Annotated in this window: 24 protein-coding genes; 17 read left to right on the top strand and 7 right to left on the bottom strand. The window is 55.9% G+C overall.

Annotated elements, in window-relative coordinates; all coding sequences use genetic code 11:
- Window positions 1-137: 137 nt before the first annotated feature.
- On the bottom strand, window positions 138-1,520 hold the full coding sequence (locus FGE05_RS06430; protein WP_139642691.1) for an aspartate aminotransferase family protein: 1,383 nt from the start codon (window positions 1,518-1,520) through the stop codon (window positions 138-140).
- 175 nt (window positions 1,521-1,695) lie between these two features.
- Here FGE05_RS06430 and FGE05_RS06425 point away from each other — a divergent pair, with 175 nt between their 5' ends.
- From FGE05_RS06425 to FGE05_RS06405, 5 genes are all read left to right on the top strand, one after another.
- Window positions 1,696-2,313, top strand: coding sequence for a TetR/AcrR family transcriptional regulator (locus FGE05_RS06425; protein ID WP_139642689.1), 618 nt, complete (start codon window positions 1,696-1,698; stop codon window positions 2,311-2,313).
- A gap of 117 nt (window positions 2,314-2,430) precedes the next feature.
- The gene (locus FGE05_RS06420; protein ID WP_139642686.1) at window positions 2,431-3,753 is read left to right on the top strand and encodes an NAD(P)/FAD-dependent oxidoreductase; all 1,323 of its coding nucleotides are present in this window, start codon (window positions 2,431-2,433) and stop codon (window positions 3,751-3,753) included.
- Window positions 3,754-3,790: 37 nt separating this feature from the next.
- Window positions 3,791-4,228, top strand: coding sequence for a RidA family protein (locus FGE05_RS06415; RefSeq protein ID WP_139642683.1), 438 nt, complete (start codon window positions 3,791-3,793; stop codon window positions 4,226-4,228).
- A 145-nt stretch (window positions 4,229-4,373) separates the two neighbouring features.
- The gene (locus tag FGE05_RS06410) at window positions 4,374-4,739 is read left to right on the top strand and encodes a DUF5329 domain-containing protein (protein WP_139642679.1); all 366 of its coding nucleotides are present in this window, start codon (window positions 4,374-4,376) and stop codon (window positions 4,737-4,739) included.
- Between the two features lie 67 nt (window positions 4,740-4,806).
- Window positions 4,807-5,997: an MFS transporter gene (locus tag FGE05_RS06405; protein WP_139642677.1), complete on the top strand. Its 1,191-nt coding sequence runs from the start codon at window positions 4,807-4,809 to the stop codon at window positions 5,995-5,997.
- A gap of 72 nt (window positions 5,998-6,069) precedes the next feature.
- On the opposite strand, the gene FGE05_RS06400 is transcribed toward FGE05_RS06405, so the two are convergent.
- Entirely contained in the window at window positions 6,070-7,050 is a 981-nt protein-coding gene (locus FGE05_RS06400; protein ID WP_139642674.1) for a tyrosine-type recombinase/integrase, read from the bottom strand.
- A 196-nt stretch (window positions 7,051-7,246) separates the two neighbouring features.
- On the opposite strand from FGE05_RS06400, the gene FGE05_RS06395 reads away from it, so the two are divergent.
- The gene (locus FGE05_RS06395; protein ID WP_139642671.1) at window positions 7,247-8,317 is read left to right on the top strand and encodes a DNA-binding protein; all 1,071 of its coding nucleotides are present in this window, start codon (window positions 7,247-7,249) and stop codon (window positions 8,315-8,317) included.
- 3 nt (window positions 8,318-8,320) lie between these two features.
- Window positions 8,321-8,518 (top strand): hypothetical protein, encoded by a 198-nt coding sequence (locus FGE05_RS06390; protein ID WP_139642666.1) that lies wholly within the window; start codon window positions 8,321-8,323, stop codon window positions 8,516-8,518.
- On the opposite strand, the gene FGE05_RS06385 is transcribed toward FGE05_RS06390, so the two are convergent.
- On the bottom strand, window positions 8,515-9,798 hold the full coding sequence (locus tag FGE05_RS06385; protein WP_139642665.1) for an OprD family porin: 1,284 nt from the start codon (window positions 9,796-9,798) through the stop codon (window positions 8,515-8,517). The genes FGE05_RS06390 and FGE05_RS06385 overlap by 4 nt on opposite strands.
- Before the next feature lie 326 nt (window positions 9,799-10,124).
- On the opposite strand from FGE05_RS06385, the gene FGE05_RS29790 reads away from it, so the two are divergent.
- From FGE05_RS29790 to FGE05_RS06370, 5 genes are all read left to right on the top strand, one after another.
- Window positions 10,125-10,352 carry a hypothetical protein gene (locus FGE05_RS29790; RefSeq protein ID WP_176562981.1) on the top strand — a complete coding sequence of 76 codons (228 nt, stop codon included), beginning with the start codon at window positions 10,125-10,127 and terminating at the stop codon, window positions 10,350-10,352.
- 49 nt (window positions 10,353-10,401) lie between these two features.
- A complete protein-coding gene (locus tag FGE05_RS06380; protein WP_139642661.1) occupies window positions 10,402-10,803 on the top strand; it encodes a hypothetical protein in 402 nt (133 codons plus the stop codon).
- Window positions 10,804-11,306: 503 nt separating this feature from the next.
- Window positions 11,307-11,465 carry a hypothetical protein gene (locus FGE05_RS29785; RefSeq protein ID WP_175386843.1) on the top strand — a complete coding sequence of 53 codons (159 nt, stop codon included), beginning with the start codon at window positions 11,307-11,309 and terminating at the stop codon, window positions 11,463-11,465.
- 17 nt (window positions 11,466-11,482) lie between these two features.
- The gene (locus FGE05_RS06375) at window positions 11,483-11,707 is read left to right on the top strand and encodes a DUF2188 domain-containing protein (RefSeq protein ID WP_024777212.1); all 225 of its coding nucleotides are present in this window, start codon (window positions 11,483-11,485) and stop codon (window positions 11,705-11,707) included.
- On the top strand, window positions 11,704-12,132 hold the full coding sequence (locus FGE05_RS06370; protein ID WP_139642659.1) for a DNA methylase: 429 nt from the start codon (window positions 11,704-11,706) through the stop codon (window positions 12,130-12,132). Before FGE05_RS06375 ends, FGE05_RS06370 begins: the two co-directional genes overlap by 4 nt.
- Before the next feature lie 56 nt (window positions 12,133-12,188).
- Here the strand turns inward: FGE05_RS06370 and FGE05_RS06365 are convergent, their stop codons facing one another.
- The 3 genes from FGE05_RS06365 to FGE05_RS06350 form a co-directional block, all read right to left on the bottom strand.
- A complete protein-coding gene (locus FGE05_RS06365; RefSeq protein ID WP_139642656.1) occupies window positions 12,189-13,814 on the bottom strand; it encodes a methyl-accepting chemotaxis protein in 1,626 nt (541 codons plus the stop codon).
- A 224-nt stretch (window positions 13,815-14,038) separates the two neighbouring features.
- The gene (dapA, locus tag FGE05_RS06360; RefSeq protein WP_139642653.1) at window positions 14,039-14,914 is read right to left on the bottom strand and encodes a 4-hydroxy-tetrahydrodipicolinate synthase; all 876 of its coding nucleotides are present in this window, start codon (window positions 14,912-14,914) and stop codon (window positions 14,039-14,041) included.
- A gap of 369 nt (window positions 14,915-15,283) precedes the next feature.
- The gene (locus tag FGE05_RS06350; RefSeq protein ID WP_139642648.1) at window positions 15,284-16,492 is read right to left on the bottom strand and encodes a methionine gamma-lyase; all 1,209 of its coding nucleotides are present in this window, start codon (window positions 16,490-16,492) and stop codon (window positions 15,284-15,286) included.
- 124 nt (window positions 16,493-16,616) lie between these two features.
- On the opposite strand from FGE05_RS06350, the gene FGE05_RS06345 reads away from it, so the two are divergent.
- Entirely contained in the window at window positions 16,617-17,087 is a 471-nt protein-coding gene (locus FGE05_RS06345) for an Lrp/AsnC family transcriptional regulator (RefSeq protein WP_047703123.1), read from the top strand.
- 210 nt (window positions 17,088-17,297) lie between these two features.
- On the opposite strand, the gene FGE05_RS06340 is transcribed toward FGE05_RS06345, so the two are convergent.
- Entirely contained in the window at window positions 17,298-18,515 is a 1,218-nt protein-coding gene (locus tag FGE05_RS06340) for an MFS transporter (protein WP_139642646.1), read from the bottom strand.
- Between the two features lie 290 nt (window positions 18,516-18,805).
- Here FGE05_RS06340 and FGE05_RS29780 point away from each other — a divergent pair, with 290 nt between their 5' ends.
- The 4 genes from FGE05_RS29780 (at window position 18,806) to FGE05_RS06325 (ending at window position 23,529) form a co-directional block, all read left to right on the top strand.
- The gene (locus tag FGE05_RS29780) at window positions 18,806-18,976 is read left to right on the top strand and encodes a hypothetical protein (RefSeq protein ID WP_175386844.1); all 171 of its coding nucleotides are present in this window, start codon (window positions 18,806-18,808) and stop codon (window positions 18,974-18,976) included.
- A 404-nt stretch (window positions 18,977-19,380) separates the two neighbouring features.
- Entirely contained in the window at window positions 19,381-21,540 is a 2,160-nt protein-coding gene (locus tag FGE05_RS06335; protein WP_139642643.1) for a type I secretion system permease/ATPase, read from the top strand.
- Between the two features lie 6 nt (window positions 21,541-21,546).
- Window positions 21,547-22,971, top strand: a complete 1,425-nt coding sequence (locus FGE05_RS06330; protein WP_139642641.1) for an HlyD family type I secretion periplasmic adaptor subunit — start codon at window positions 21,547-21,549, stop codon at window positions 22,969-22,971.
- A gap of 48 nt (window positions 22,972-23,019) precedes the next feature.
- Window positions 23,020-23,529, top strand: a complete 510-nt coding sequence (locus FGE05_RS06325; protein WP_139642639.1) for a hypothetical protein — start codon at window positions 23,020-23,022, stop codon at window positions 23,527-23,529.

The following is a 23,529-nucleotide window of genomic DNA, read 5'->3' as shown; positions in this document are numbered from 1 at the left end:
GCGTGTGTGACGCTACCCGGGCGAGGACGGTGCATGAGCGCATTGTGTCGACGCGCTGCAGTTGGCGAAACGAGGTTTTTTGTAGAGCCTGCCTACGTAAAAACTTCTCAATCGGCGTTTGAAGTTACGGCGTTTCCTTACAGTCGTCCGTATTCTCGCGCCGTGCGATCCACCGCGATGCGGGTCTTGTCGACCAGTTCGTCCAGTTCCGCGCGGGTGGCGACCAATGCCGGGGCCATGATCATGCGGCCTAATGTCGAACGAATGATGAGGCCTTCCTCGAACCCGAGGGTGCGGCAGCGCCAGGCGATGTCGTTCTCGTTGGCGAAGCGTTTGCGGGTGGCCTTGTCTTCGGCGAACTGCAATGCCGCCACCAGTCCCACGCCCTGGACTTCCCCCACCAACGGGTGATCGCCGAACACCTCGCGCAGGCATTTCTGCAAGTAAGGTCCGGTGTCGGTTTTCACTTGGGTGACCACGCCCTCGTCGCGCAAGGCCTTGAGGTTGGCGATCGCCACTGCGGCGGCTACCGGGTGCCCGGAGTACGTCAGTCCATGGGCGAAGACGCCACCTTTTTCCACCAGCGCTTCGGCCATGCGTCGCGACAGGATCAGCCCGCCCATGGGGATGTAACCCGAGGTCAGGCCCTTGGCGATGGACAGTGTGTCCGGCTCGAAGCCCAACGCCTGGTGAGCGAACCATTCGCCGGTGCGGCCGAACCCGCCGATCACTTCGTCGGCGCACAGCAGTACATCGTATTGGCGGCAGATGCGCTGGATTTCCGCCCAGTAGGTCTGCGGCGGAATGATCATCCCACCCGCGCCCTGGAAAGGTTCGGCGACAAAAGCGGCCACCTTGTCCGCGCCCAGTTCGAGAATCTTGTCTTCCAATTGACGCGCCGCGCGCAGGCCAAACTCTTCGGGGCTCAGATTGCCTTCATGGGCGAACCAGTAGGGTTCGTCGATGTGTGCGACATCGGGAATCGTACCGCCCATTTCGTGCATGAACTTCATGCCACCCAGCGCCGTCGCCGCCAGCGTCGAGCCGTGGTAACCGTTCCAGCGACCGATCATGACTTTCTTCTCGGGCTTGCCCATCACTTGCCAGAACTTGCGCACGGTGCGGATCAATACCTCGTTGGCCTCGGAGCCGGAGTTGGTATAGATCGCATGGCTGTAGTGCGAGGGCAGCAGGCTGAACAGCAGCTCGGACAGTTCGATCACCGCTGGGTGGGTCGTGTGGAAGAACATGTTGTAGTAGGGCAGTTGAGCGAGCTGAGCGCTGGCAGCGGCGACCAGATCCTTGCGCCCATAGCCCAGGTTGGTGCACCACAGCCCTGACATGCCGTCCAGGTAGCGCTTGCCGTCGTTGTCCCACAACGACAGCCGATCCCCCCTGACCATCACTCGCGGTCCTTCTTCATTCAACGCTTTCTGATCGACGAAGGCATGAATGTGATGGGCTGCGTCGGACGCCTGGTAATCACGGGTAGTACGGACGGGATCGAGTTCGATGGACATTGCACTTCTCCAGGATGATGGCGCCGCAATTTGCATTCAAGGGAATGGGCGTGGATGAGGGCAGGGCGCGCATCAAGTTTTGGCACTTAAAAATATTTTTGTAAAGAAAATATTTGTTGATCGAAATTATTATCCGTAACCTGCAAGTCATCGAAAAAACCACGCCTGGGGCACCATGACAGGACTCAGAGAGCGACAAAAAGAGCAGCGCCGGCAGAACATCGTCGAGGCCGCGCTGGCGTTATTCAAAGCCAACGGCTTCGGCGCCACCACGTTGGAGCAGATTGCCAATCAGGCAGGAGTGTCCTCGCCTACGGTGGTCAATTATTTCGGCGGCAAGCAAGAGATCCTGCTGGCCCTGTTGAAGGCGCCCGATGAACAGGCCATGGGGGAGGCGAGGGCGAATCTGAACGAAAACGCCGACCCACTCGATGCTCTCTGCGAACTCGAAGGCTTGATGACGCGCTATCAGTTGCGCGCCATGCCGACGTCGCTGTGGCGTGAACTGGCACCGTTTCTGTTCACGGGGGAGTTGGCCCAGGCCTTCGAGCCATGGAATGCTGCCGTGGTCGAGGAGGCCAAGGCGTTGCTCGTGCATTTCCAGAAGCTGGGCAAGGTGCGTGAGTCGGTCGACGTCGACGTGGCGGCCACTTTGTTCAACCAGTACGCCAACCTGGCGTTCATCCAGCTGGCAACCGCAGCGGTGCCCGATCGCGAAGCCCATGCAGCGCACATGCGCAGTGTGCTGGGGTTGATGTGCCATGGGATGCTGACTGAGGCAAAGCCTGCCTGACGACGCCTCGGGCAGCCCCTAGTTTTTTCCTGCTCTGCGACGACAAAAATCATAATTTCGCTATCGCCTGTTCCTGCACAGAATGCGTCCACACCCGCCTTCGTGAAGGACACAGGTATGACAGCTGGAAACAACGAAATCGATACGCTCGTGGTTGGCGCAGGTCAGGCTGGCATCGCCATGAGCGAGCATCTGAGCAAACTGGGCATTGCTCACCTGGTCCTCGAGCGCAGCCGGATTGCCGAGGCGTGGCGCACAGGCCGCTGGGACTCATTGGTGGCCAACGGGCCGGCCTGGCACGATCGTTTTCCAGGGCTTGAGTTCGACGACCTGAGCCCGGACAGTTTCGCCCCGAAAGAGCGGGTCGCCGATTACTTCGAAGCCTATGCGCGCAAATTCAAGGCGCCGATTCGCACCGGCGTCGAGGTACGCAAGGTCGAGCGCAATGTCGGTCGCCCGGGCTTCACGGTCCAGACCTCCGAGGGGGTGATCCAGGCCAATCGCGTGGTCGTTGCGACAGGGCCTTTCCAGCGTCCCGTGATCCCGGCCATTGCCCCGAAAGACGCTCGGCTGACGCAGATTCACTCTGCCCAATACCGCAATCCCCAGCAGCTTCCTGACGGCGCCATTCTGGTGGTGGGCGCCGGGTCCTCCGGTACCCAGATCGCGGATGAACTGCAGCGCGCCGGTCGCGAGGTCTACCTCTCGGTGGGCCAGCACGACCGTCCTCCACGTGCTTACCGCAATCGGGATTTCTGTTGGTGGTTGGGCGTGTTGGGCGAATGGGACCAGGCGACGATGAAGCCGGGCCGTGAGCATGTCACGATCGCCGTCAGCGGCGCCCATGGAGGGCGCACCGTGGACTTTCGCGAGCTGGCCGAGCGTGGCATGAAACTCGTCGGTGTCACCCGTTCGTTCGACAACGGCGTCGTGACGTTTCAGCCCGACCTGGCCGACAACCTCGCGCGTGGCGACGAAAACTATTTGGCGGTGCTCGATGCGGCCGATGCGTACATCGAGCGCAACGGCCTTCAACTGCCGCCCGAACCCGAAGCCCGTCGTGTGTTCCCTGACCCTGAATGCGTGCGCAACCCGATTCTTGAGCTGGATTTGTTCAAGGCGGGCATTACCACGATCATCTGGGCCACCGGCTATGCCACCGATTACAGCTGGATGAAAGTCGACGCATTCGACGCCAAGGGCAAGCCTGTTCACCAGCGCGGCGTGTGCAGCGAATCGGGCATCTATTTCCTGGGATTGCCGTGGCAATCGCGCCGGGGGTCGTCATTCATCTGGGGTGTCTGGCATGACGCCAAATACGTGGCCGACCACATCGCGACCCAACGGACCTACCTGGAGTATCGCGATGCGGCACAGCGCGAGGCCGAGCAGTCCGCTTCGATGATTGCGCCGATTCTGGATCGCCCCGTCGGTGTCTGATACCCCGCGCCCATTTTGTTGTTTGGAGAGACCTCGCATGACACAACCGACCCACACCCGCATCCGCATGTTCAACACCAAAGAGACCTACCCGAACCAGTCGCTGGATAACGATCTATGCCAGGCCGTTCGCGCGGGCAACACGATTTACGTTCGCGGCCAGATCGGCACCGATTTTGAAGGCAATCTGGTTGGCCTCGGTGACCCACGTGCCCAGGCCGAGCAGGCGATGAAGAACGTCAAGCAACTGCTCGAAGAGGCCGGCTCGGACCTGTCACATATCGTCAAGACCACCACCTACATCATCGACCCGCGTTATCGCGAGCCGGTCTACCAGGAGATCGGCAAGTGGCTCAAAGGGGTCTTCCCGATTTCGACGGGGCTGGTGATCTCCGGCCTGGGCCAGCCTCAATGGCTGATGGAGATCGATGTGATTGCCGTGGTGCCGGACGACTGGCAGCCGAATCAGAAATGACAAGCCCAGCACGGTTTGCGCAGTGTATGCTCAGGGGAGCCATCGCGCCTACACCCTGGCGCCGGCTCTATTTCTACCCAAAAAGGGCTTCTTGCCCTCAGCCGTCGAAGAGCGAATCGCAACAGTGCCCATACGAGGAAGAATCATGCGGATGTGGATGATGGCAACGGGTATTTGCCTTGTCGCAATCGTAAGCAATGCCCAGGCTCAAACCCCGCCTCAAGCCACTCAGGAGATAAAAGGCTTGCTGGACTTTGTCGAGCACAGTGAATGCCGATTTGTGCGTAACGGAGGAGAGTTCCCAGGTCCCCAGGCGCGCGCGCATCTGGAGAAAAAGCTGAATTACCTGGAGGACAAGAACAAGGTGAACAGTGCAGAAGACTTCATCGATCTTGCTGCCACGCAAAGCAGTATGAGTGGCCGCGACTATGAGGTGCGGTGCCCGGAAGGCGCGCAACCGGCAGGTGCCTGGCTCAAGCGAGAACTACAGAGACAACGGCAGCTTCATTGATTTTGTCTCAAGACGAATAATGTAAGCACTGTTAAGTTGCTTTCACTGATGAGTGCGGAAAGACAAGATGAGTAGCGAAAGTCCACACATCAACGTTGAGCGTCTTCGTATTCCGCGCACGATCTGGGCTTTGGGTTTTGTCAGCCTGTTCATGGATCTATCGTCCGAGCTTGTACACAGCTTGGTGCCCGTGTTTTTGGTCACCACACTGGGTGCGAGCGCATTGACTGTCGGGATAATCGAGGGGATCGCCGAGTCGACCGCCATGCTCGTCAAGATATTCTCTGGCGCCATCAGCGATTTCATTGGCAGGCGCAAAGGACTTCTGTTGCTTGGGTATGGTTTGGCGGCCCTGACCAAGCCGCTTTTTCCTTTGGCGCACTCAGTTGAAGTGGTCTTCACTGCACGCTTTCTGGATCGAATCGGAAAAGGTATTCGTGGTGCGCCGCGAGATGCCCTCGTGGCAGATGTCTCGCCACCAGAGATCCGTGGAGCCTGCTTTGGGTTACGCCAATCGATGGATACCGTAGGGGCCGTTCTTGGCCCCGCTCTGGCCATCTTGTTGATGCTGTGGCTCGCGGATATACAGCTTGTACTGTGGGTTGCAGTCATTCCGGCAGCTATAGCGGTGGCGCTCATTGTCACCGGAGTAAAAGAACCCGTTCACGCCTCCCGGGAACACAGATTTCGATCTCCAATACATTGGCGCGTCCTTCACGACTTCTCCGCTGGGTATTGGTGGGTGGTTGTCGTGGGCGGGGTGTTTACGCTTGCCCGGTTCAGCGAAGCGTTTCTGGTATTGCGGGCGCAACAGTTGGGCTTGTCAGTGACCTGGGTTCCGCTGGTGATGGTAGTCATGGCGCTTTTCTATGCGTTGTCCGCTTACCCTGCCGGTTGGCTATCCGATCGTATCAGTCGCACGAAACTGCTCTGTGTGGGTATGGGACTACTTGTCTTGGCGGATCTGGTTCTTGCTCAGTCCAGTTCTGTCATCACGATGCTGCTGGGCGTCGTGTTATGGGGGGTTCATATGGGATTCAGCCAAGGCATTCTCGCCTCTCTGGTGGCCGATAAAGCCCCAGGAGAACTCAAGGGTACGGCCTTCGGCATTTTCAATCTGGTCAGCGGTGTATGCATGCTGATCGCCAGCGTTCTTGCGGGCTGGCTATGGCAAAGCATTGGATCAGGCAGCACGTTCCTCATGGGAGCATTGCTTGCCGCAATCGCTCTAGTCCTGCTTTTATTCAAGAAGCAATAGCGTCTTGGGCGGAGAACGCTTTGACGCGTTTTTTTCACGGTCTAAACGAGTGCTTGAAGCCTGCCGGGTAGGTCAGTGATCCGGGTGAAGACCGGAAATCCTTTTGTTCTCCAGGACGGGCGCTTGTTGGGCGGCGCGCAAAGCAATTCCGCCGAAGGACACGCTGGCATCCACATAGCGCAACGCGGACTTCATGTCCTTCCAGCCGACATATCCCATCAATCCCTTGATGTCCCAACCGTTCGCAGACGCCCAGGTCGCAAATCCGCGCCGCATCGAGTGACTGCTGTACAACTCCGCTGGCAATCCTGCCTCTTTGAAAATGCGGCGCAACACGGGAATCAAGCTATGCGGTTGCATGGCTTTGCCTGACAGGTTGCCCCAACGATCAATTCGCTGGAACACCGGGCCACTTGCGATTCCGGCCACTGTTATCCAGTTGATATAGGCCTCAACGGGACAGAGCATGACGAGCGCCGGCGTCTGGAAGGTCGCTCCTTCATGCTGACGGTCGCCCTTGGTGTAGGGCAGGAAAAAGGTAATCCCTTCACCGCTTATGGCTTTCGTGTTCTCTACCGTCAGCCTGGTCAACTCATCGCCCCGAAAACCACGCCAGAACCCAATCAAGATAATCGCCACCGAACGACGGTGACGCACCAGCGACTTGTAGTCTCCGCGTTCAAGCGCGGCAGTTGCTTGCCCTTCAAGCCAGGCGACTGCTTGCTCCAGGTGCTTCAGCAGCAGCGGGGCGGCCTGTCTGACCTGTGCAGGGTGCACGACCCTGATGCCTTTGATCATTTGGCGGACATCAGGCGTCTTGGTCGGGTCAGGGAAGCCCTGGGTGATGTGCCACTGGGCCAGGGCCGCCAGACGCTGCTTCAGCGTGTTGATGGAGAGCTTGTCGGCGTACTCCGCGAGGTACCGAACCACACCTGTGCCGGTCGTGGGCAGGTATCCGCCCCACGTGACCTCAAAGTGCTCGATCGCCGCCCGGTAGCTTTTTCGCGTGTTCTCCCGGGTGCCGGCGCTCAGGTACCGATCTGCCTTTTCCATCGTCTGCCGCCTTCAAAATCGGAGCGTTTTTGCCTGCATACGCCGCGGGGAGGTGTTCCGGACGCAGCGACGGTTCAAGAAGCCATAAAGCTCTATTATGGGCTTGTAGAAAATCAAGATCAAAGGGTGTAAGGTTCGCTTAATTCAATATGTATTTACATGACATGTAACACAGTACGAAATCGTAGGAGGCCCTATGGCTCGAGGCGGGATCAACAAAGCTGTAGTGCAGAAGGCACGTCAGGCGCTGCTGGCCAGAGGGGCCAACCCCAGCATCGACGCAGTGCGCGTAGAGCTTGGAAATACGGGGTCCAAGACGACGATTTCTCGTTACCTGAAAGAGCTTGAACCCTCCAATTCAGAGCCCGTGACCTCACGTGAGCGCATGGGTGAAACGCTCAATGGCATGGTGCAGACGCTGCTGGATCAGCTGATGGAGGAGGGCCAGGAAGTCATCTCCCAGGCCACTGCAGCTTTTGAACAGCAGCGGACTGCGCTGGAAAACCAGATCAGCGAACTCAGATCGGAACTGGCCACCGCTCAACGTCAACTGGCTACCCAACAGGCGGCGATAGAGACGCAGAGCGCTGAGCTCGCAACCACCCAGTCCTCGCTCCAGGCTGAGTTGACGCGTAACGCACGACTCAGCCAGCGCTGTACCGACCTGGAATCCTTGGTTGCTGAAAAGGACAAGCACCTCCAATCGCTGGAGGAAAAGCACGTCCAAGCCCGTGGGGCGCTCGAACATTATCGAGGGGCGGCGAAGGAACAGCGTAATCAGGATCAACGCAGGCACGAGTCTCAACTGCATGAGATGCAGGTTGAGCAACGCAAACTGCGAGAGACTATCGCCGTAAAACAGGACGATCTGACCCGTCTGAATCGCGACAATGAACGCCTGCTTGGTGAAGCCCGGCAACAAACCAAAGCCTTGCACACGCAGGAAGCTTTGGTTCAGTCGCTCAATGCTCAAATTGAGGCACTACGCCAGGGCGAGGCCAAGACCGCTGGGCTGACTGAACACCTCATGGAACAGATCTCGGCTCTGCGTGAAGAGGTAAAGGCGCTCCACAAGGCCGCCGCTGTAGCCGATCTGCGTGAGCAGGAAACCACGGCGCTGATCGCGTCGCTTCAGAAAGAGAATGAGCAACTTCGGCGGGTTGAGAGCGGTGAGTCAGGCCCGGAGGAGGGGAGCGATGCCTCCTCAGGGGTAGAGAAGAAACAACTCGCCGGGCACGCCAAGCCTTCGAAACGACCTAGGAGATGAAGCATGGATCAGATCGCAGGAAATCCGCAGAACCGTGATGAAGGCTCGTCAGCTTGGAAATTCGCTCATCAGCGTCTCTCCCGGATGCTGATGGACAGGGTTGAGCCGTTTGGCTCCCTGGTTCCGATCATGAAGCTGCATGCCGCCGACACCAGAGAACACCGGCCGACATTCAACGTCACCGAGAGGCGAACCGGTTAAAAGCGTCCCAGCTTGAGGGGGTACTCGATCACGATATAAACCCGGTCGATGTCATCCCCACCCTGGGCGCTATTGGCCCGATGGGCCACCTGGGACACCTGCACGGACAAATCCTTGGCCGGTCCCGATTGCACGGTGTAGTGCAGATCGATATCCCGTTCCCAATGGCGTCCTCCATCCCCTTGTTGCGGGACGAACTGGCCGGCATCCGGGTCAAATGGGTTGTACGCCCCACCTTGGGGAGCATGGGTGCCATCGATGCCGCGGCCGGTGACGTAGCGGGTCATGAATTTCAATCCCGGGACGCCGAAGGCTCCCAGATCCAGGTCGTAGCGCGCCTGCCACGAACGTTCGCCTGCACCGTTGAAGTCGGCGTATTTGATGGAGTTGGCGAGGTAGATCGAGTCGCCGCCCACAAAGTCGAAGGGCGTGTCGCCATGGATCTTCTGATAAGCCAGGGTGAAGCCCTGGGCGCCGACGGTGTATTTGCCAGACAGGCTATAGGCGGTGTTATCAATCGCGCCGGCCTCGGCGTCAGCGTAATCCTGGGTGTGGTAAAGGTTGCCGTCCAGAAAGAACCCGGATTGCTTCAGATGCAGGTTGGCGTAGTACTGACGCCAGGTGTCGCTCAGCTCGGACGCGTACAGAGCACCGCCCAACGGCTGGTCCTCGAACAATTGGGCACCGAGGAAACTGATGTCACCGGTTTCGGTGCTCACTCCATAACCGGTGAAGTCCCCTCTGTGGGTCGAGGCATCCTGATTCTTGAACGCGGTGAAGCGCCCGGCCTGCAAATGCACGTCGTCGAACTCCCGGCTGTCGAGCAGAAACCCCGTGGCGTATTCCGGTTGTAAGCGTTTGTCGGCGGTGTCGAACACCGGGGTTTCCACGGTCATCTCACCGTAGGCCAAGGTGGTCCGAGACGCGCGCAGTTTCAACGCGCCACCGGCACTGGAGAAGTCGCTCTCACTGCGGCCATCCGAATCCAGCGGCAGCAAACCCGTTCCGGAATGCCCCTTGCCGCCATCCAGCTTCACACCGAGAAAACCATGGGCGTCGACACCAAACCCGACGGTGCCAGGGGTAAAGCCGGAGGCAAATGAGGCGATGAAACCTTGGGCCCACTCCTGCTTATAGTTTTTGTTCGCCGGGGAGGGGGATCGGTAGTCATTCTGCAGGAAGAAATTTCGGCTCAGCACATCTAGGGTCGAGCCGTCCATAAAGCCTTGCGCCGATGGCTCGGCAGCCAGGGCTGTGCCGCAGGTGCCGATTAGCAACATGGATAACCAGAGCTTGGATCGTGGCCATGGTTGCGCGCGAGCTTTATTGCTGCAAAGGCTCTGGGTGTTCAGTGCTTGGTTTGCGGTATGCATGCTGTAGCCAGTTCGGTGACGAGGGCCTGATTATTGGCCGCGGGGCTCTGGCTGGTGAGTTAAACGTTGTTAATTCTGAGTGGAGATGGCTCAGTAAATTGGGTAGCCGGATCTGACAATCTGAAAATCAGATCCTGTCATGGACATAAGAACGCTTGAGGGCTGGCGGTGTGGCGCAGACCCCACGGTCTATGCTGGATTCGTTACAGCGGACGGACCAGAAGGTGGAGTCTTTGAAGCAGAACCTTACAAAAGCCGAACATCAGGATCGGCCGACGACACTGGAGGCTCCGGTAGATGGCACGGTACAGCAGTTGAATGTACATACCTGGATGGAGTGGACACGTGCGCAGCCGTTGTTGACGATTGTGTCTATTAGGCTGCCGGTGAAAGTCGATAGGCGTCACGTGACTGGTTATTTTCCGAGTCCACTGCAGCAGTACGTGATGGAAAGCTTGTGAGAGTAGTAATCGTTGCTTTCCATTAATTTCAAGTGTCAAGGAGCAGGAAATGGAAGGTGTCATCAGGACTCTCGCTACAGGGTGCGTTGTGGCGATTTCATTATGCGTTGGTCAGAGTAATGCGGCGGGAGAGAAGTATCAGGAGCAAGGGCGCATTCTGGGCGGGATTTTGATTTCCGTTTTGATCAAGGAGGGGGCATGTGCTAATTCTCAGGAATGCTTTAAGAAGGAGCTTATATTCGGAGACGATGACACTGCCGTTAGAATAAATTTTTATGACATGCAAGATACTCGATTGATAAATGCCTTGATTTCAGAGGCGATATTGTTTGGCTCCCAGCTTGAACACAAGGTTCCTGTGAAATTAACATTTAACTCTCGTCGCAAGGCGGAGCTGATGGGCTTACGGTTTTGGTGGGAAAAGTCTGATATATCAGTGGAGATAAATTAATAGGCAGCCAATAATTACCATGCCGGTGATGATAGGGTATTCATCATGTCGTCATGCCTGTTATATGTACAAAAACCTGGCAGCGCACTTGATGTTTTCCTCTGAGCGCGGAACTGAGTGAAAAGGACCGGATAGTTGAGCTGGATACTGTTGTAGGTTTTATTACGGACCACCTTGTCGACGCGCTTGCCCACCGCATCGGTGTAGCAATTCTACGTAAGCTGACAGGGGTAAACTCAAGGGCGAGAGTTGCCAAATGACGCGTTGGGAAAATTCCTCGCTAGTCATTATTTCACCCGGATATGCGTGCTGTTTGGCACCGAAAAGATGATCTAACGCCCGAATTCTATGGCGCGGCCAAACAGACCGCTTGGCGGTTCCAAAGGCGCCGCCTACTCACAGTGGGAGCGAATCGGGCTAAAGCCAGCGCAAACTCGTATGGCATTGAACGCCTCGCAACGCCTGTCCTCCAATCACTATCGGAAAGAAGAAGGAGAACCAGCATGCAGCCTGAGACTGAAGGACTCGAAGAGCGCGGCCCTAGCGGCGTGCCCTACATAAACGACCCGGAAAAGCCCACTTCACCGCCCTTGAACGACGCCGACGCCACTGATGCAGCCGAGGCGGAGGAAGATATTCAGGACGAAGCAGAATCCATTTAAATGTGAGGAGCAAGACAATGGACAATTATCACCTGAGCCCTTCTGCGGATGGTTGGGAGCTTAAAAAAGCCGGCGCAGAACGGGCTTCCAAAAAAGCTGCCACAAAGCAGGAGTTGATGAACTCTCTGGCAGATTTCTTTGATGGCAAGACCGCCTCGGTGAAGATTCACAAAGCCGACGGCTCCATCGAGGAAGAACGCACCTATCCGCGTTCCGCTGACCCCAGGCGAACCAAGGGGTGACCCCCATTTCCGCTGCCGACCTGGGAATCGAGATCGACGCCCCGGGCGGCCACGGAGTGTATCGGTGGCTGCTCGCCAGTTTTTTGATCGGTAAAAGGATCCGTTCCTCTGTCGCCGTTGAGGCGTACCGGAACCTGGTTGATCGATATGGACTGGATACGCCAGCAAAGCTCGCCCGGTGCCCACATCGGGATCTTGTCAGGCTCCTCGGGCAAGCGGGCTACGCACGATACGATGAATCCACCGCGCGGCGACTGCACGAGCTTGGTGTGGGCCTGGATACCGGACTGAAGTCTCGGATGAACGCTTTGCAGGGCGGTTCAATGGAGGCTGCGGAGTTTGAACGATGGGTGCTCAGCTTTAACGGCATCGGGCCGAAGACGTTGGAGATCTTCAAGCGCGAGGTGGTGCTGAGAGACAAATAGGTACAAACAGCTTTGGCATGGAGAACTCGCCTCTTACCCACCCACGGTCGCTGCGATTAGACGCTGAACCGCCGCAGAATCACTTCCAGTCCATTGGACATCGCCTTGAGTTCCTGGGTCGTTCGCACGATCCCTCCCTGGGCGGCGGCGTTCTCTTCGACACTTTGTGCCATTTTTTCTACGTTGCACGCGACCTGCTCACTGGCGGCGCGCTGTTCCTGCAACGACAACGAAATGAAACTGACGGCGGCAAGAGATTCGTCCAGCGCGCTCTTGATCCTGCTCATGGATTCGCCTGCACTTTCGACCAGTTTCTGGCCATGGGTCACACGCTCGGAGCCTGCGGCCATGCTCTCTTTGGCTTTGCTCATGCCATTCTGAATCGTGTTGACCAACGTGACGATTTCCGTGGTGGATTGAGCGGTGCGGGCGGCCAGGCCGCGAACTTCATCTGCTACCACCGCAAAACCGCGGCCTTGTTCGCCGGCTCGGGCCGCTTCGATGGCGGCATTCAACGCAAGAAGATTGGTTTGTTCAGCGATGCCCCGGATCACACCGACAATCAGACTGATGTCGTTCGACTGAATAGCCAACTGATCGATATCGGATGAACTTTGCGCCACCAGATTGGCAATGTGTCCCATTTCCTGGATGGACTCGTGCATCACCGCCATGCCGTCATCGGTGATTTGTCCTGCTTTCTGCGTGGTGTTCTGGGCCTGTTTTGCGTTGTCGGCAATATGGGTGATGCTCACCGAAAGTTGCTCTACCGTGGCGGCCATGGACGAGGCTGTCTCGCTTTGCAGGGCGGCGCTGCTCATTCCCTGTTCGGAAGATGCCGATAATTGCAGGGTAGTGCCCTCGATCTGCTCGGAGGCGTGGCCGATCTTGCCGATCATTTCGCGCAGGCTATGGCGCATGGCCTGAACGGAGTGCAGAACCCCGGTCGACGGCTGTCGCAGATCCAGCTGTGTACCGGCCAGTTTTCCTTGGGCGATGTTCGAGCTGATAGCGGCGAGTTCTGTGGGCTCGGCACCGAGTTGGCGGCTCAACAGCCTGGAAAAGTACAACCCGTAGGCCGCACCGGTGGCCAGCGCCAGGACCAGAATCAACAGGCTGAGTTTGAGGTAAAAGGTGTAGGCGATCTGCTGCTGATCGAACTGGCTTTTGGCTTCGACCAGTTGCACTTCGATCAGCTCGGAGAATTTGGCTGATAAGGGGTCAATCAGTGGATACAACTGATCCGTCGCAAAGCGTGCGATACCGGCATTGTCGTTCTGACGCAACATACCCTGCAAGTTTTGCAGTGGCCCGCGGGAGGTTTCCATCAGCGGCTCGATTTGCGCGATCAGATGGGTTTCTGCCGGGATCAGTTGCGTCGATTTATAGGCTTGCCATGTTCGATCGATTTCCCGCAGGGCTTGCTCTATACGGGTCAGCGATTCGGCTTTGGTAAAGGTGCCGTTGCGCGTCTTGTGGGTGGCGTCGACGATGTCCACAGCGTACAGGTCGGCAATTCTCTTCAAGTCCCTCAGGGGTACGACTCGGTCGAGATAGACGGTCTCCAGACTGAGTACAGCGGATTGCATTCCAAAGAGTCCGAGTCCGCCGACGCATAACAAACCAATCAGTAACGCGCTAGTGAGCAATAGGAGATGGGTCCTGATCTTCCAGCTTTGCATATTCCATTATTCCTAATCACCTGGATCGGGTTTCTGATCGAAGGGCAGAGCCAGGTGTTGCACGCCCAGTGAAGGCATAACGATATCGTGTTCTGTGTGGTCCAAGGTAAAGGAACGGCGACCCCGCCTTGCCTGATTACGCCGGCTGTCACTTATGCGGCAGAAACTTCGAGGGTGTGGTGGTTCTTGGGCGTAGCACCACACCCATGAGATCGCCGCCCGAGCTATGCGCTTTGACAGGTCAAACCTGAAAGCACAGACCTGAGTCGCTCCATCGTCGTCGATGAGCAAGTCTGCATGGGCTCACGAAGCTCGTTGCTGATCAGGCCATGGATGCTCAGAGCTGCTTTGATGACAGCCGGGTTAGGCTCAGCGAACGCCATCTTTATCCAAGGCAGCAGGCGGTAAAATGTAGCCCGGGCGCACATGACATCGCCTCTATCCATCTCCTGCATCATCTGGACATACAGACTTGGACAGATGTGTGCCGAGGCTGAAATGGCGCCGGCTCCACCCAGGGCGAGGTTTGTGAAAATCTGGATATCCTCGCCAGTCAGAATCTCTGCATTGCCGTCCTTGATCAGGGCCATAGTGGTTTCGACGTCACCACCGCAGTCCTTGATCGCTGCGATTTTTGGGTGACGCACGATCCTTCTCAGCGTCTCTCGTTCGATCCTCACGCCTGTTCGGTAGGGAATGTCGTAAAGGACTACCGGGACAGATGAGGCATCGGCGACTGTTTGGAAAAATGACTCGATGCCTTGCTGCGAAGGCCGGATGTAGTAGGGCGCTGGAATCAGAATGCCGGCGATGTCACGGCTCTGGATCTTTTGCTGGAATGCCAGGGCTTCCTGCAGGTTGTTGGCCGACAGCCCCATGATCACCTGGTCCGGTCGAGCGATCTGCAGAACGGCATCCAGTACCTCGAGCTGTTCATCCTTGTTCATCGCTGCGGCTTCGCCAGTGGTGCCGCATACGACCAGCCCCCTCACGCCTTCAGAAAGCAGTGTTTTCACCAAACCTTCGAGCGCGTCGAAGTCGACGTGTCCCGAATGAAAGGGCGTCACCAGTGCAATCCAGATACCGCGAAAATTAGACATGCATTACTCCTCAGGCAGACCGATTAGTCGACGTCAGAGGAGGGGATGGGAATCAAGCGGGGAGGAGGCCTGGCGCTATCTGTCCTGTCAGCTCATCTGACGGGACAGCGCCCCGGTCAAATGAGCGGCTGTTTCTTGGATTTCTTGGCAACGGACACGCATGCGCATGCCTGGGCGCAGAGGCCCTTGGCAGACAGCATGTGGTCAGTGGTGAGAATCATGGTTGATCCGTTGCGAAGAGGAACTGCTCGATAGTGCACAGGGTGCGGTGCCTTGGTCAACTATGCGGCGGAAAAATGATCACGCAGTTCGGTTGGGCGACATGCTCAACGGCGCGACAATCCACAAGGGGATAAGCGGTGGACATGTTCAACCTCCTTGAGCACAGGCATCCAGCGCTTGGCTGATGTCGGCCAGCAGGTCCGCGATGTCTTCAAGGCCCACCGACAAACGCACCAACCCCTCGGAAATCCCGTGGTGCGCACGCTCTTCAGGCGTGTAGGTGGAATGGGTCATGCTGGCTGGATGCTGGGCCAGGGACTCGGCGTCTCCCAGGCTGACCGCGCGGGCGAACAACTCCAGTGCGTTCATGAAACGCCGGCCGGTGGTCAGGCCGCCCTTGAGTTCGAAGGCGATCATGCCCCCGGGCAACTTCATTTGCCTCGACGCCAGGTTGTACTGAGCAAAGGAGGGCAGGCCGGGGTAAGTGACCCATTCGACGGCCGGGTGCGCATGTAAATACTCGGCGATCACCTGGGCGTTGCTACAATGGCGTTCCATGCGCAGTGACAGGGTTTTGAGCCCGCGCATCAGCAGAAAAGCGTCCTGAGGCGACATTACCGCACCGGTCAGGTCCTTGAGGCCTTGCAGGCGAATGCGGTCCGCCAGTGGATGACTGGTAACCACGATGCCGGCCGTGATATCGCCATGGCCACTGAGGTACTTGGTGGCCGAATGCACCACTACATCCGCACCCATTTCCAAGGGGCGTTGCAGGTATGGAGTGCAGTAGGTGTTATCGACCACCAAGGTGACATTCCGATGATGGTGGGCAATCTTAGCCACCGCGCAGATGTCGACCAACTGCATGTTCGGATTGGCCGGGGATTCGAAATAGATCATGCGCGTCGAAGGACTGATGGCATCGCGCAGTTCGGCCAGGTTGGACATGTCAACATGGCGCACCTTGACGCCAAACTCGCCGATACCGTGGTGCAGCAGGGCGAAGGTGCAACCGTACAACGTACGGTTGAGAATGATCTCGTCACCGGGGCGCAGCAGGGTCCAAAAGGTCGCGGCAATGGCTCCCATGCCGGAGCTGAAGGCCACCGCCGCCTCGCCGTTTTCCAAAGCCGCCATGCGTGACTCCAACAGAGCCAATGTGGGGTTGGAGATCCGCGTGTAAAAATGCCCGGATTCTTCGCCGGCGAAACAACCGGCGCCGTACTCGGCGGTAGGGAAGGCGAACGTGGAGGTCAGGTAGATCGGCGGGATCAGTGCGCCGTTGTTGTCCAGCGGCTTATAGCCGTGATGGATGGCGCGGGTGGAAAAGCCCAGTTCATTGTTTTTATTGTTCATGTTGGACGCTCCTGTATTTCCTACAATGCTATGCTCAATTCCAACAAGAAAAATTCCAAATTGACCCAGAAATAACCCATAAATTGGAATAAAGGCCCCGGAAAACACAATTTGGAGGCAAGACATGCCCGGCGAACTGGATCGTACCGACAAGGCCTTACTCGCGGCCCTGCAAAGCAACGCCCGGCTGACCATCGCCGAACTGGCCGAACATGTGGCGCTGACCACTTCGCCGTGTTGGCGACGGGTGAAAATTCTTGAAGAGAACGCAGTGATTACCGGCTACCAGGCGATTCTTTCGCCCAAGGCACTCGGCTACGGCGTCACCGCATTTGTTAGCGTGATGATGGAGTCCCACAGTCAGGAAATGGCTCGATCCTTCGAACAGCGCCTATTGGAAATCCCGGAGATCGTCGCCTGTCACAACGTTTCCGGACGCTACGATTTTCTACTGGAAGTGGTGGCCAAAGACCTGGAGTCTTTCGGCGAGTTTGCGCGAGAGGTGCTGCAAACCTTGCCGGCGGTCAAAGAGATTTATTCAAGTTTTTCGTTCAAATCGGTCAAGCCCTCACGAGTGATCCCGGTGCTGGGCTGAGCGCGGTATTACCTTTGACTGTCGGCCCGGGCAGGCGCGTTATTTGAGCAGCCAAGTTCTGATCTAATTGCGCAATGTCCCAGAATGTAGATAACTTCACCCGATGCAACATTGAACTCGTCAAATAGCTATTTACTGTTGCCCGATTACGAAGATCTCCTCGAAACATGCAGCGGAAAAATGATCACGCAGTTCGGTTGGGCGCGATGCTCAATAGCGTGTCATTCCGCTCTTGCTCTTGTAAATGACTAGACAGAGGGGGAGAGTCAGCAATAGCAGTCCGGCCAGCACCATCAGTCCGTCGGTCACCCCTGTTTTGTCCGAGATGGCACCAATCAGCACCGGGGCCAAAGCGCCGCCACCTACGGTACCGGTATAGAACCAGGCGAATATCCGATCACGTCGGTCACGGGCGGCGAAATCCGGCACCAGCCCGCCCAACACCGATGAGGTTCCGTTCAGTGCAACTCCGATCAGCGGCATCACCAGCATGAAGGCACCGAAGGGCAGCACCAGCGCCAGCAGGATGAGTAATGCCGTCAGCACCTCGGTGCAGATCACCGTGCGCACGGGGCCAAGCCGGGCGCCGAGGTAGCCACAGAACAGCTTGCCAAAGGCGCCGCCGAAGAACAGCAGTGAAAGCGCCAGGCCGATATGCCCAGTGCTGGCTCCCTTGCTTTGCAGTAGGAACGGCAGGAAAGTCAGGAAACCCATGCGCACGCCGCTGTCGAGAGTTCCGGTAGCGATCAGTGCCACGAGGCCCGACGTGGTGCCGGTCTTGTCGGAGATTGTGATTTTCTTTTTGTCCGTTACGCTTTCCCGAGTTTTGGGAACCAGCAACCAGAGGCCGATCGCGGCGGCGATGCCGATCATTCCAAGCAGCGTGGCGCTGGTCTGCCAGGAGATGTACGCCAATGCCAACCCGGTCGCGCCCGGAATGACGGCCTTGCCGACATCTCCAGCAAAATTGTACTGAGCCAGTGCCTGCTTGACCCGGCCGCTTCCATCATAGGCATCCGATACCAGGGCCGATGCGAGCGGATGCTGCGTACTGGCGCCCAGCCCGCCGATCATCAACGCCAACAGCAACAGGCCTATATCGGTGGCCTGTGCGGCAAGCAAATAGGCAATGCCGGCCAAGGCTGTGCCTCGGATCAGCAGCGTTTCACGGCCCCACCTGCGCGCGCCGCGACTGGCCAGCAGTTGGAAGCCGGCCATCATTCCCGCATAAACGCCACGCAGCAGACCTACTTGGGCATAGCTGAGGCCAAAGTAGGTCTGCCATATGGGCAGCAGTACATAGATTACGTCGGTCAAACCATCGTGTGCGGCATGCGCCAGGCTTCCGGCGGCAAGGGCTTGTCGGCGGTTTGCCTCGGAGGTCGCCGATTCATCGAGTGGTTGTATCAGAGGGATATCCTGACGCATTGATTGGGCCCAATCCTTTGACCTAGGCTAGCCGTGTTGTGAGGCTGTTGTTAGCGCCGACAAGAAGGTGGTGGTGCTTGCCGGATCGATTCGAACGGACAGGAGCTTGCGGAAGTTCGCAATCTTCAAGTACCGGATCTGCATGGCTTATTCCTTGTGACGGCTAAGGGTGGACCGCCGGGCTGATGGATTTCGAGACTCTAGCTCAGCTGTCGCAGGACTCCAATGACCGCCGTTGGATTTTGCCACGACGGTAGCCTAATTGGCTCTCGACTCCTTAACGCATTCTGATGCAGGTTGATGTCCATCCGGCAAGCGACAGCCTCACTGCACTTATCGAGCAGAGCCAAGCCGGGATCGATGGTCTATATGTTGGCTCGCTTGATCCGATTGATAGTGGTGTTTCTTTTGTATTCGATATGGTAATCGAGGGGCATCATTTATCAGTCGATTCTATATGAGATTTATAGAAGCATTGAAAGTGTGAGATGGCTCGAGCGGCCATGAAACAGCTTATCGCAAATTATAATTGCGAGCGGTTCGATCAAGGGACGCTTAAGAGTTTTGCCAGATATCTTTCCTAAGAAACCTAGCGAGTCGTTGCAATCGCTGGACTCCATTTTCCTTGCGAAAAGCTTACGGAGTTTCTTTGGCGTCAAGAACTCCTTCGTGTGTGCAGATCGCAAAATTGACGTCAATAAATATTTTCTCTTTTAGGAAGCGCAAGGAGGGTGGCCCTCAACTAGTACTTAACAGTAAATGGTGTGATAGCATTTTGATCTAAGTATTTTTAGTTCGTCGTAAATTCCTAGTCTACGCTCGCTTTAGTGCCTCTTCGTCAGAGGCAGAAGCGAGTCGTATACCTATGGATGCGATTTTTGATGAAGGCGTCGATACAGCCGCCGGACTGCCGCCCGAGGCAGTCGACACCGGACTGACTTGTCTAGTGATGCTCGCTCGTTTTCATAATATAGCTGCCTCTGCGGAGGAGCTTAGTCACCAGTACCTTTCCCAAGGACAGGCGTTTGGTAAAACGGAAATATTGCTGGCTTCACGCGAGCTGGCGTTAAAAACCAAAGTCGTCAAGACAACAATTGAGCGCTTGGCACATACTCCTTTACCTGCCATCGCTTGCGCAACCGACGGACGCTTCTTCATCATTGCTCGGTTTGATCAAGACAAAATCCTGATACACAATCCAGAGTCGTTGCGTCCCGAGGTTTTAAGTACAGACCAGTTATTGGGTATGTGGCAGGGAGAACTCATCTTATTGAGCTCACAGGCCACTCAAGCCGCCGAATTAGCCAGATTCGATTTCACCTGGTTTATCCCGTCCATTATAAAATACCGAAAATTACTCAGTGAAGTGCTACTTGTCTCCTTTGTTCTACAAATTTTCTCGCTACTGACACCACTCTTCTTTCAAGTGGTAATGGACAAGGTGCTGGTACACCACGGGCTGACCACCTTGGATGTCATTGCCGTTGGACTACTAGGGATCATGTTATTTGAAACTCTTCTGAGTGGCTTGAGGACCTACGTTTTTGCACATACAGCCAGCCGTATCGATGTGGAATTAGGGTCCCGTTTGTTCCGCCATTTGGTGACACTGCCTTTGGCGTATTTCCAGGCCAGAAGAGTGGGCGACTCGGTGGCTAGAGTCAGAGAGTTGGAGCACATCCGAAGTTTTCTGACAGGTAATGCTATCACCTTGGTGTTAGATATCTTGTTCTCGGTGGTTTTTATCACCGTGATGTTTTTCTACAGCGGTTGGCTGACGCTGGTTGTTGTAGTCTCGTTGCCTATGTATGTACTGGTTTCCATATTTATTACACCTTTACTTCGCTCTCGGTTGAGAGAGAGTTTTGCCCGGGGAGCGGAAAACCAAGCATTTCTGGTAGAGACGATCAATGGCATAGATACGCTCAAGTCGATGTCGGTCGAGCCACAGATCACCCGCAAGTGGGATAACCAGCTCGCCGCCTACGTATCTGCAGGGTTCAGAACGCAAACCCTGTCGAACATCGCGAATGAAGGTGTTTCGTTGATCGGCAAGCTGGTGACGGTGGCTACGCTTTGGTTAGGCGCGCGATTAGTTATCGACGGCCAGCTTTCGGTCGGGCAACTGATTGCTTTCAACATGTTAGCGGGACGCGTTTCGCAACCGATTATTCGCTTAGCTCAACTGTGGACCAACTTTCAGCAGACAGGTGTTTCAGTACAGCGTTTAGGCGACATTCTAAATAGTCGCACTGAGCTGTCCCAGGCCACCCGCAGTGCTTTGCCAGCGCTTAAAGGTCACGTGGAATTTGATCAAGTTCAGTTTCGTTATCGGCCAGAAGGGTCAGAAGTCCTGCGTGGAGTCAGTCTCGTTATTCAGGCTGGCGAGGTATTGGGGGTAGTAGGACGCTCCGGCTCCGGGAAAAGCACACTGACGCGTTTGTTGCAGCGACTTTATGTACCGCAGCGAGGACGTGTTCTAGTCGATGGCATGGACTTGGCTTTGGCAGATGTTTCATCCCTGCGTCGTCAAATCGGAGTAGTGCTACAAGACAATATGCTGTTCAACCGCAGCATCCGTGAAAACATCGCCCTCACAGATCCTGGCGCACCGCTGGAGGCAGTCATACATGCAGCCAAGATGGCCGGAGCCCATGATTTCATCCTGGAGTTGCCGGAGGGCTATGACACGGTGGTGGGTGAGCACGGAGCTTCGTTGTCTGGCGGTCAGCGACAACGGGTTGCGATTGCTCGAGCACTTATCGGTAACCCAAGGATTTTAATTTTCGATGAGGCCACTAGTGCCCTTGATTACGAATCCGAGCGAGTTATCCAGCAGAACATGAAGGACATTTGTAAAGGTCGCACGGTGATCATCATCGCCCATCGGCTTTCCGCTGTGCGCGATGCTCATCGCATTGCGGTCATGGACCGTGGTCAGATCGTGGAGCAAGGTACCCACTCCGAACTGCTGGCGCTTCAAGCCGGTCATTACTCACGTTTGCATCGCTTGCAGCAAGGTTGAACTGCCATGGGCCAATCTTCGGCAACACGCGAGTTATTGCGCCGCTACCATCATGCCTGGCGGCATTCGTGGGGGCAGCGCAGGTTGTTGGACACTCCCCACCGGCTCCCCCATGAAGTGCAATTTCTGCCGGCTGCCCTGGCTTTGCAAGAGCAACCGGTGCATCCGGCGCCGCGCTACACACTGTTCGCAATCATGCTCTTTGCTGGCTTAGCGTTGCTATGGGCTTGCCTAGGAGAAATTGATGTGGTTGCCACGGCGACTGGCAAGGTAGTCGCCAGCGGGAGAAGCAAAACTATTCAGCCCAGCGAAGTAGCTGTGGTCAAGGCGATCCATGTTCACGACGGTGAACAAGTCAAAGCTGGGGACGTCCTTGTCGACCTGGATGCCAGTGCAACAGGGGCAGATGTGAAACGCTTGAGCAACGACTTGTTGGCTGCTGAGGTAGATAGCGCCAGGGCCGGTGCAATGCTGGAGGTAATTGAATCCCGCAAAGAGCCCGGTCCTTTGACGGGCAAAATTAAGAATGCAGACCCGTTACAGCAATTGGCCGCAGAACGGTGGTTACAAGGCCAATACCTTGAAATGCGCAGTGCTTTGGATCAAGTAGATGCGGAGATTGATCAGCGATCTGCAGAAATTCTGTCGGCAACGGCCACTGTCGCATCACTGCTCAAAACCTTACCCATCAGTCGACGCTTGGCCGATGACTATAAGCTGCTGTTGGAAAAACAATATGTACCTCGTCATGCCTACTTAGAAAAACAACAGGCACTATTAGACCTTGAACGAGAAATGGCCGTGCAGCAAGTGCGGGTCATCGAGTTGCAAGCAACAAAAAAAGAAGCGCAGCGTCGTCGAGAGGGAATTCTTGCCCAGACCCGCCGCGAGATGCTCGATCTTCAGCAGCAATCCGAGCAAAAGATTGCATCACTGACTCAGGAAGTTAGAAAGGCTGAACAACGTGATCACCTGATGCACTTAACGGCACCGGTGGATGGCACTGTTCAGCAATTGGCTATTCACACGGTCGGTGGAGTAGTGACGGCCGCTCAAGCGTTGATGGTGATCGTGCCCAAAGATCAGGTTGTTGAGGTTGAAGCCATGCTGGAGAACAAAGATATCGGTTTTGTACATGCCGGACAGTTGGTTACGGTAAAAGTCGAAACATTTACGTTCACCAAGTATGGCGTGTTAGAGGGCGAAGTTATCAGTGTTTCCGATGACGCGATAGAAGATGAAAGACGTGGGCTTTTATATAGCGTCAGGATTCGGCTGCCGAAAGCCAAAGTTTTGGTGAAAGGGCAAGAAATACAGTTGATGCCGGGAATGTCTGTGTCCGCCGAGGTAAGGACGGATCATAGGAAAGTTATCGAGTATTTGTTGAGCCCTCTAGAGCAACATCTGTCGGAGGGGCTCAGGGAGCGATGATTAACCTTGATTGAGTTGGTAAACAAATTACTATTTTGGTGAAAAATAATGGGCGCTAACATTTCCGATCGATCTAGGGTTGCCTACAGAAATTTTGCGATTTTTAGTTTCGTTGGTTATCTGGGATTTGTGATTATTGTTCTGTGGCATCAGTCCATATCATACATTCCGGATAGATTAAGCGAGTCCTCAGGTGTTCTTTCGGAGGAAAGATTCAAGGGTAAAGCCATCACGAAAATCATCGACGGTGAGAATGTTTATCGGTTTACCTGTGCTTCAAATTTAGGGGGGTATCCAACGTGCATAACGAAGCAGAAAAGCTCGGATTTATTAGGTAAGCATGCCCGTGTTTTCTGGTATGAACAAAAATTTTTGCCTGCGTTGGAGCAGCGAAAATTAGTAGTTCTGGAGGTGGATGGTAAAGAGATCATCAGTAGAGCGATGTCCGAACAGAGGTTGGCTAAAGGTAAGAGAGGTAGTGTTTGGGTTCTCGGTGGCGTTGGTTTTTTTGCGCTTTGCATTTCCGTCTTCTTTTTAAGGAAGGCAAGGAGGAATTAA

Source organism: Pseudomonas sp. ICMP22404 (assembly GCF_006227205.1).
Lineage (GTDB): Bacteria > Pseudomonadota > Gammaproteobacteria > Pseudomonadales > Pseudomonadaceae > Aquipseudomonas.
This window is presented reverse-complemented; position numbering and strand designations above follow the sequence as displayed.

Bases quoted from the DNA above. Each gene is read 5' to 3' on its own strand.
- FGE05_RS06430 (WP_139642691.1), bottom strand. From the start codon at position 1,520: ATGTCCATCGAACTCGATCCCGTCCGTACTACCCGTGATTACCAGGCG.
- FGE05_RS06425 (WP_139642689.1), top strand. From the start codon at position 1,696: ATGACAGGACTCAGAGAGCGACAAAAAGAGCAGCGCCGGCAGAACATC.
- FGE05_RS06420 (WP_139642686.1), top strand. From the start codon at position 2,431: ATGACAGCTGGAAACAACGAAATCGATACGCTCGTGGTTGGCGCAGGT.
- FGE05_RS06415 (WP_139642683.1), top strand. From the start codon at position 3,791: ATGACACAACCGACCCACACCCGCATCCGCATGTTCAACACCAAAGAG.
- FGE05_RS06410 (WP_139642679.1), top strand. From the start codon at position 4,374: ATGCGGATGTGGATGATGGCAACGGGTATTTGCCTTGTCGCAATCGTA.
- FGE05_RS06405 (WP_139642677.1), top strand. From the start codon at position 4,807: ATGAGTAGCGAAAGTCCACACATCAACGTTGAGCGTCTTCGTATTCCG.
- FGE05_RS06400 (WP_139642674.1), bottom strand. From the start codon at position 7,050: ATGGAAAAGGCAGATCGGTACCTGAGCGCCGGCACCCGGGAGAACACG.
- FGE05_RS06395 (WP_139642671.1), top strand. From the start codon at position 7,247: ATGGCTCGAGGCGGGATCAACAAAGCTGTAGTGCAGAAGGCACGTCAG.
- FGE05_RS06390 (WP_139642666.1), top strand. From the start codon at position 8,321: ATGGATCAGATCGCAGGAAATCCGCAGAACCGTGATGAAGGCTCGTCA.
- FGE05_RS06385 (WP_139642665.1), bottom strand. From the start codon at position 9,798: ATGTTGCTAATCGGCACCTGCGGCACAGCCCTGGCTGCCGAGCCATCG.
- FGE05_RS06380 (WP_139642661.1), top strand. From the start codon at position 10,402: ATGGAAGGTGTCATCAGGACTCTCGCTACAGGGTGCGTTGTGGCGATT.
- FGE05_RS29785 (WP_175386843.1), top strand. From the start codon at position 11,307: ATGCAGCCTGAGACTGAAGGACTCGAAGAGCGCGGCCCTAGCGGCGTG.
- FGE05_RS06375 (WP_024777212.1), top strand. From the start codon at position 11,483: ATGGACAATTATCACCTGAGCCCTTCTGCGGATGGTTGGGAGCTTAAA.
- FGE05_RS06365 (WP_139642656.1), bottom strand. From the start codon at position 13,814: ATGCAAAGCTGGAAGATCAGGACCCATCTCCTATTGCTCACTAGCGCG.
- dapA (WP_139642653.1), bottom strand. From the start codon at position 14,914: ATGTCTAATTTTCGCGGTATCTGGATTGCACTGGTGACGCCCTTTCAT.
- FGE05_RS06350 (WP_139642648.1), bottom strand. From the start codon at position 16,492: ATGAACAATAAAAACAATGAACTGGGCTTTTCCACCCGCGCCATCCAT.
- FGE05_RS06345 (WP_047703123.1), top strand. From the start codon at position 16,617: ATGCCCGGCGAACTGGATCGTACCGACAAGGCCTTACTCGCGGCCCTG.
- FGE05_RS06340 (WP_139642646.1), bottom strand. From the start codon at position 18,515: ATGCGTCAGGATATCCCTCTGATACAACCACTCGATGAATCGGCGACC.
- FGE05_RS29780 (WP_175386844.1), top strand. From the start codon at position 18,806: ATGCAGGTTGATGTCCATCCGGCAAGCGACAGCCTCACTGCACTTATC.
- FGE05_RS06335 (WP_139642643.1), top strand. From the start codon at position 19,381: ATGGATGCGATTTTTGATGAAGGCGTCGATACAGCCGCCGGACTGCCG.
- FGE05_RS06330 (WP_139642641.1), top strand. From the start codon at position 21,547: ATGGGCCAATCTTCGGCAACACGCGAGTTATTGCGCCGCTACCATCAT.
- FGE05_RS06325 (WP_139642639.1), top strand. From the start codon at position 23,020: ATGGGCGCTAACATTTCCGATCGATCTAGGGTTGCCTACAGAAATTTT.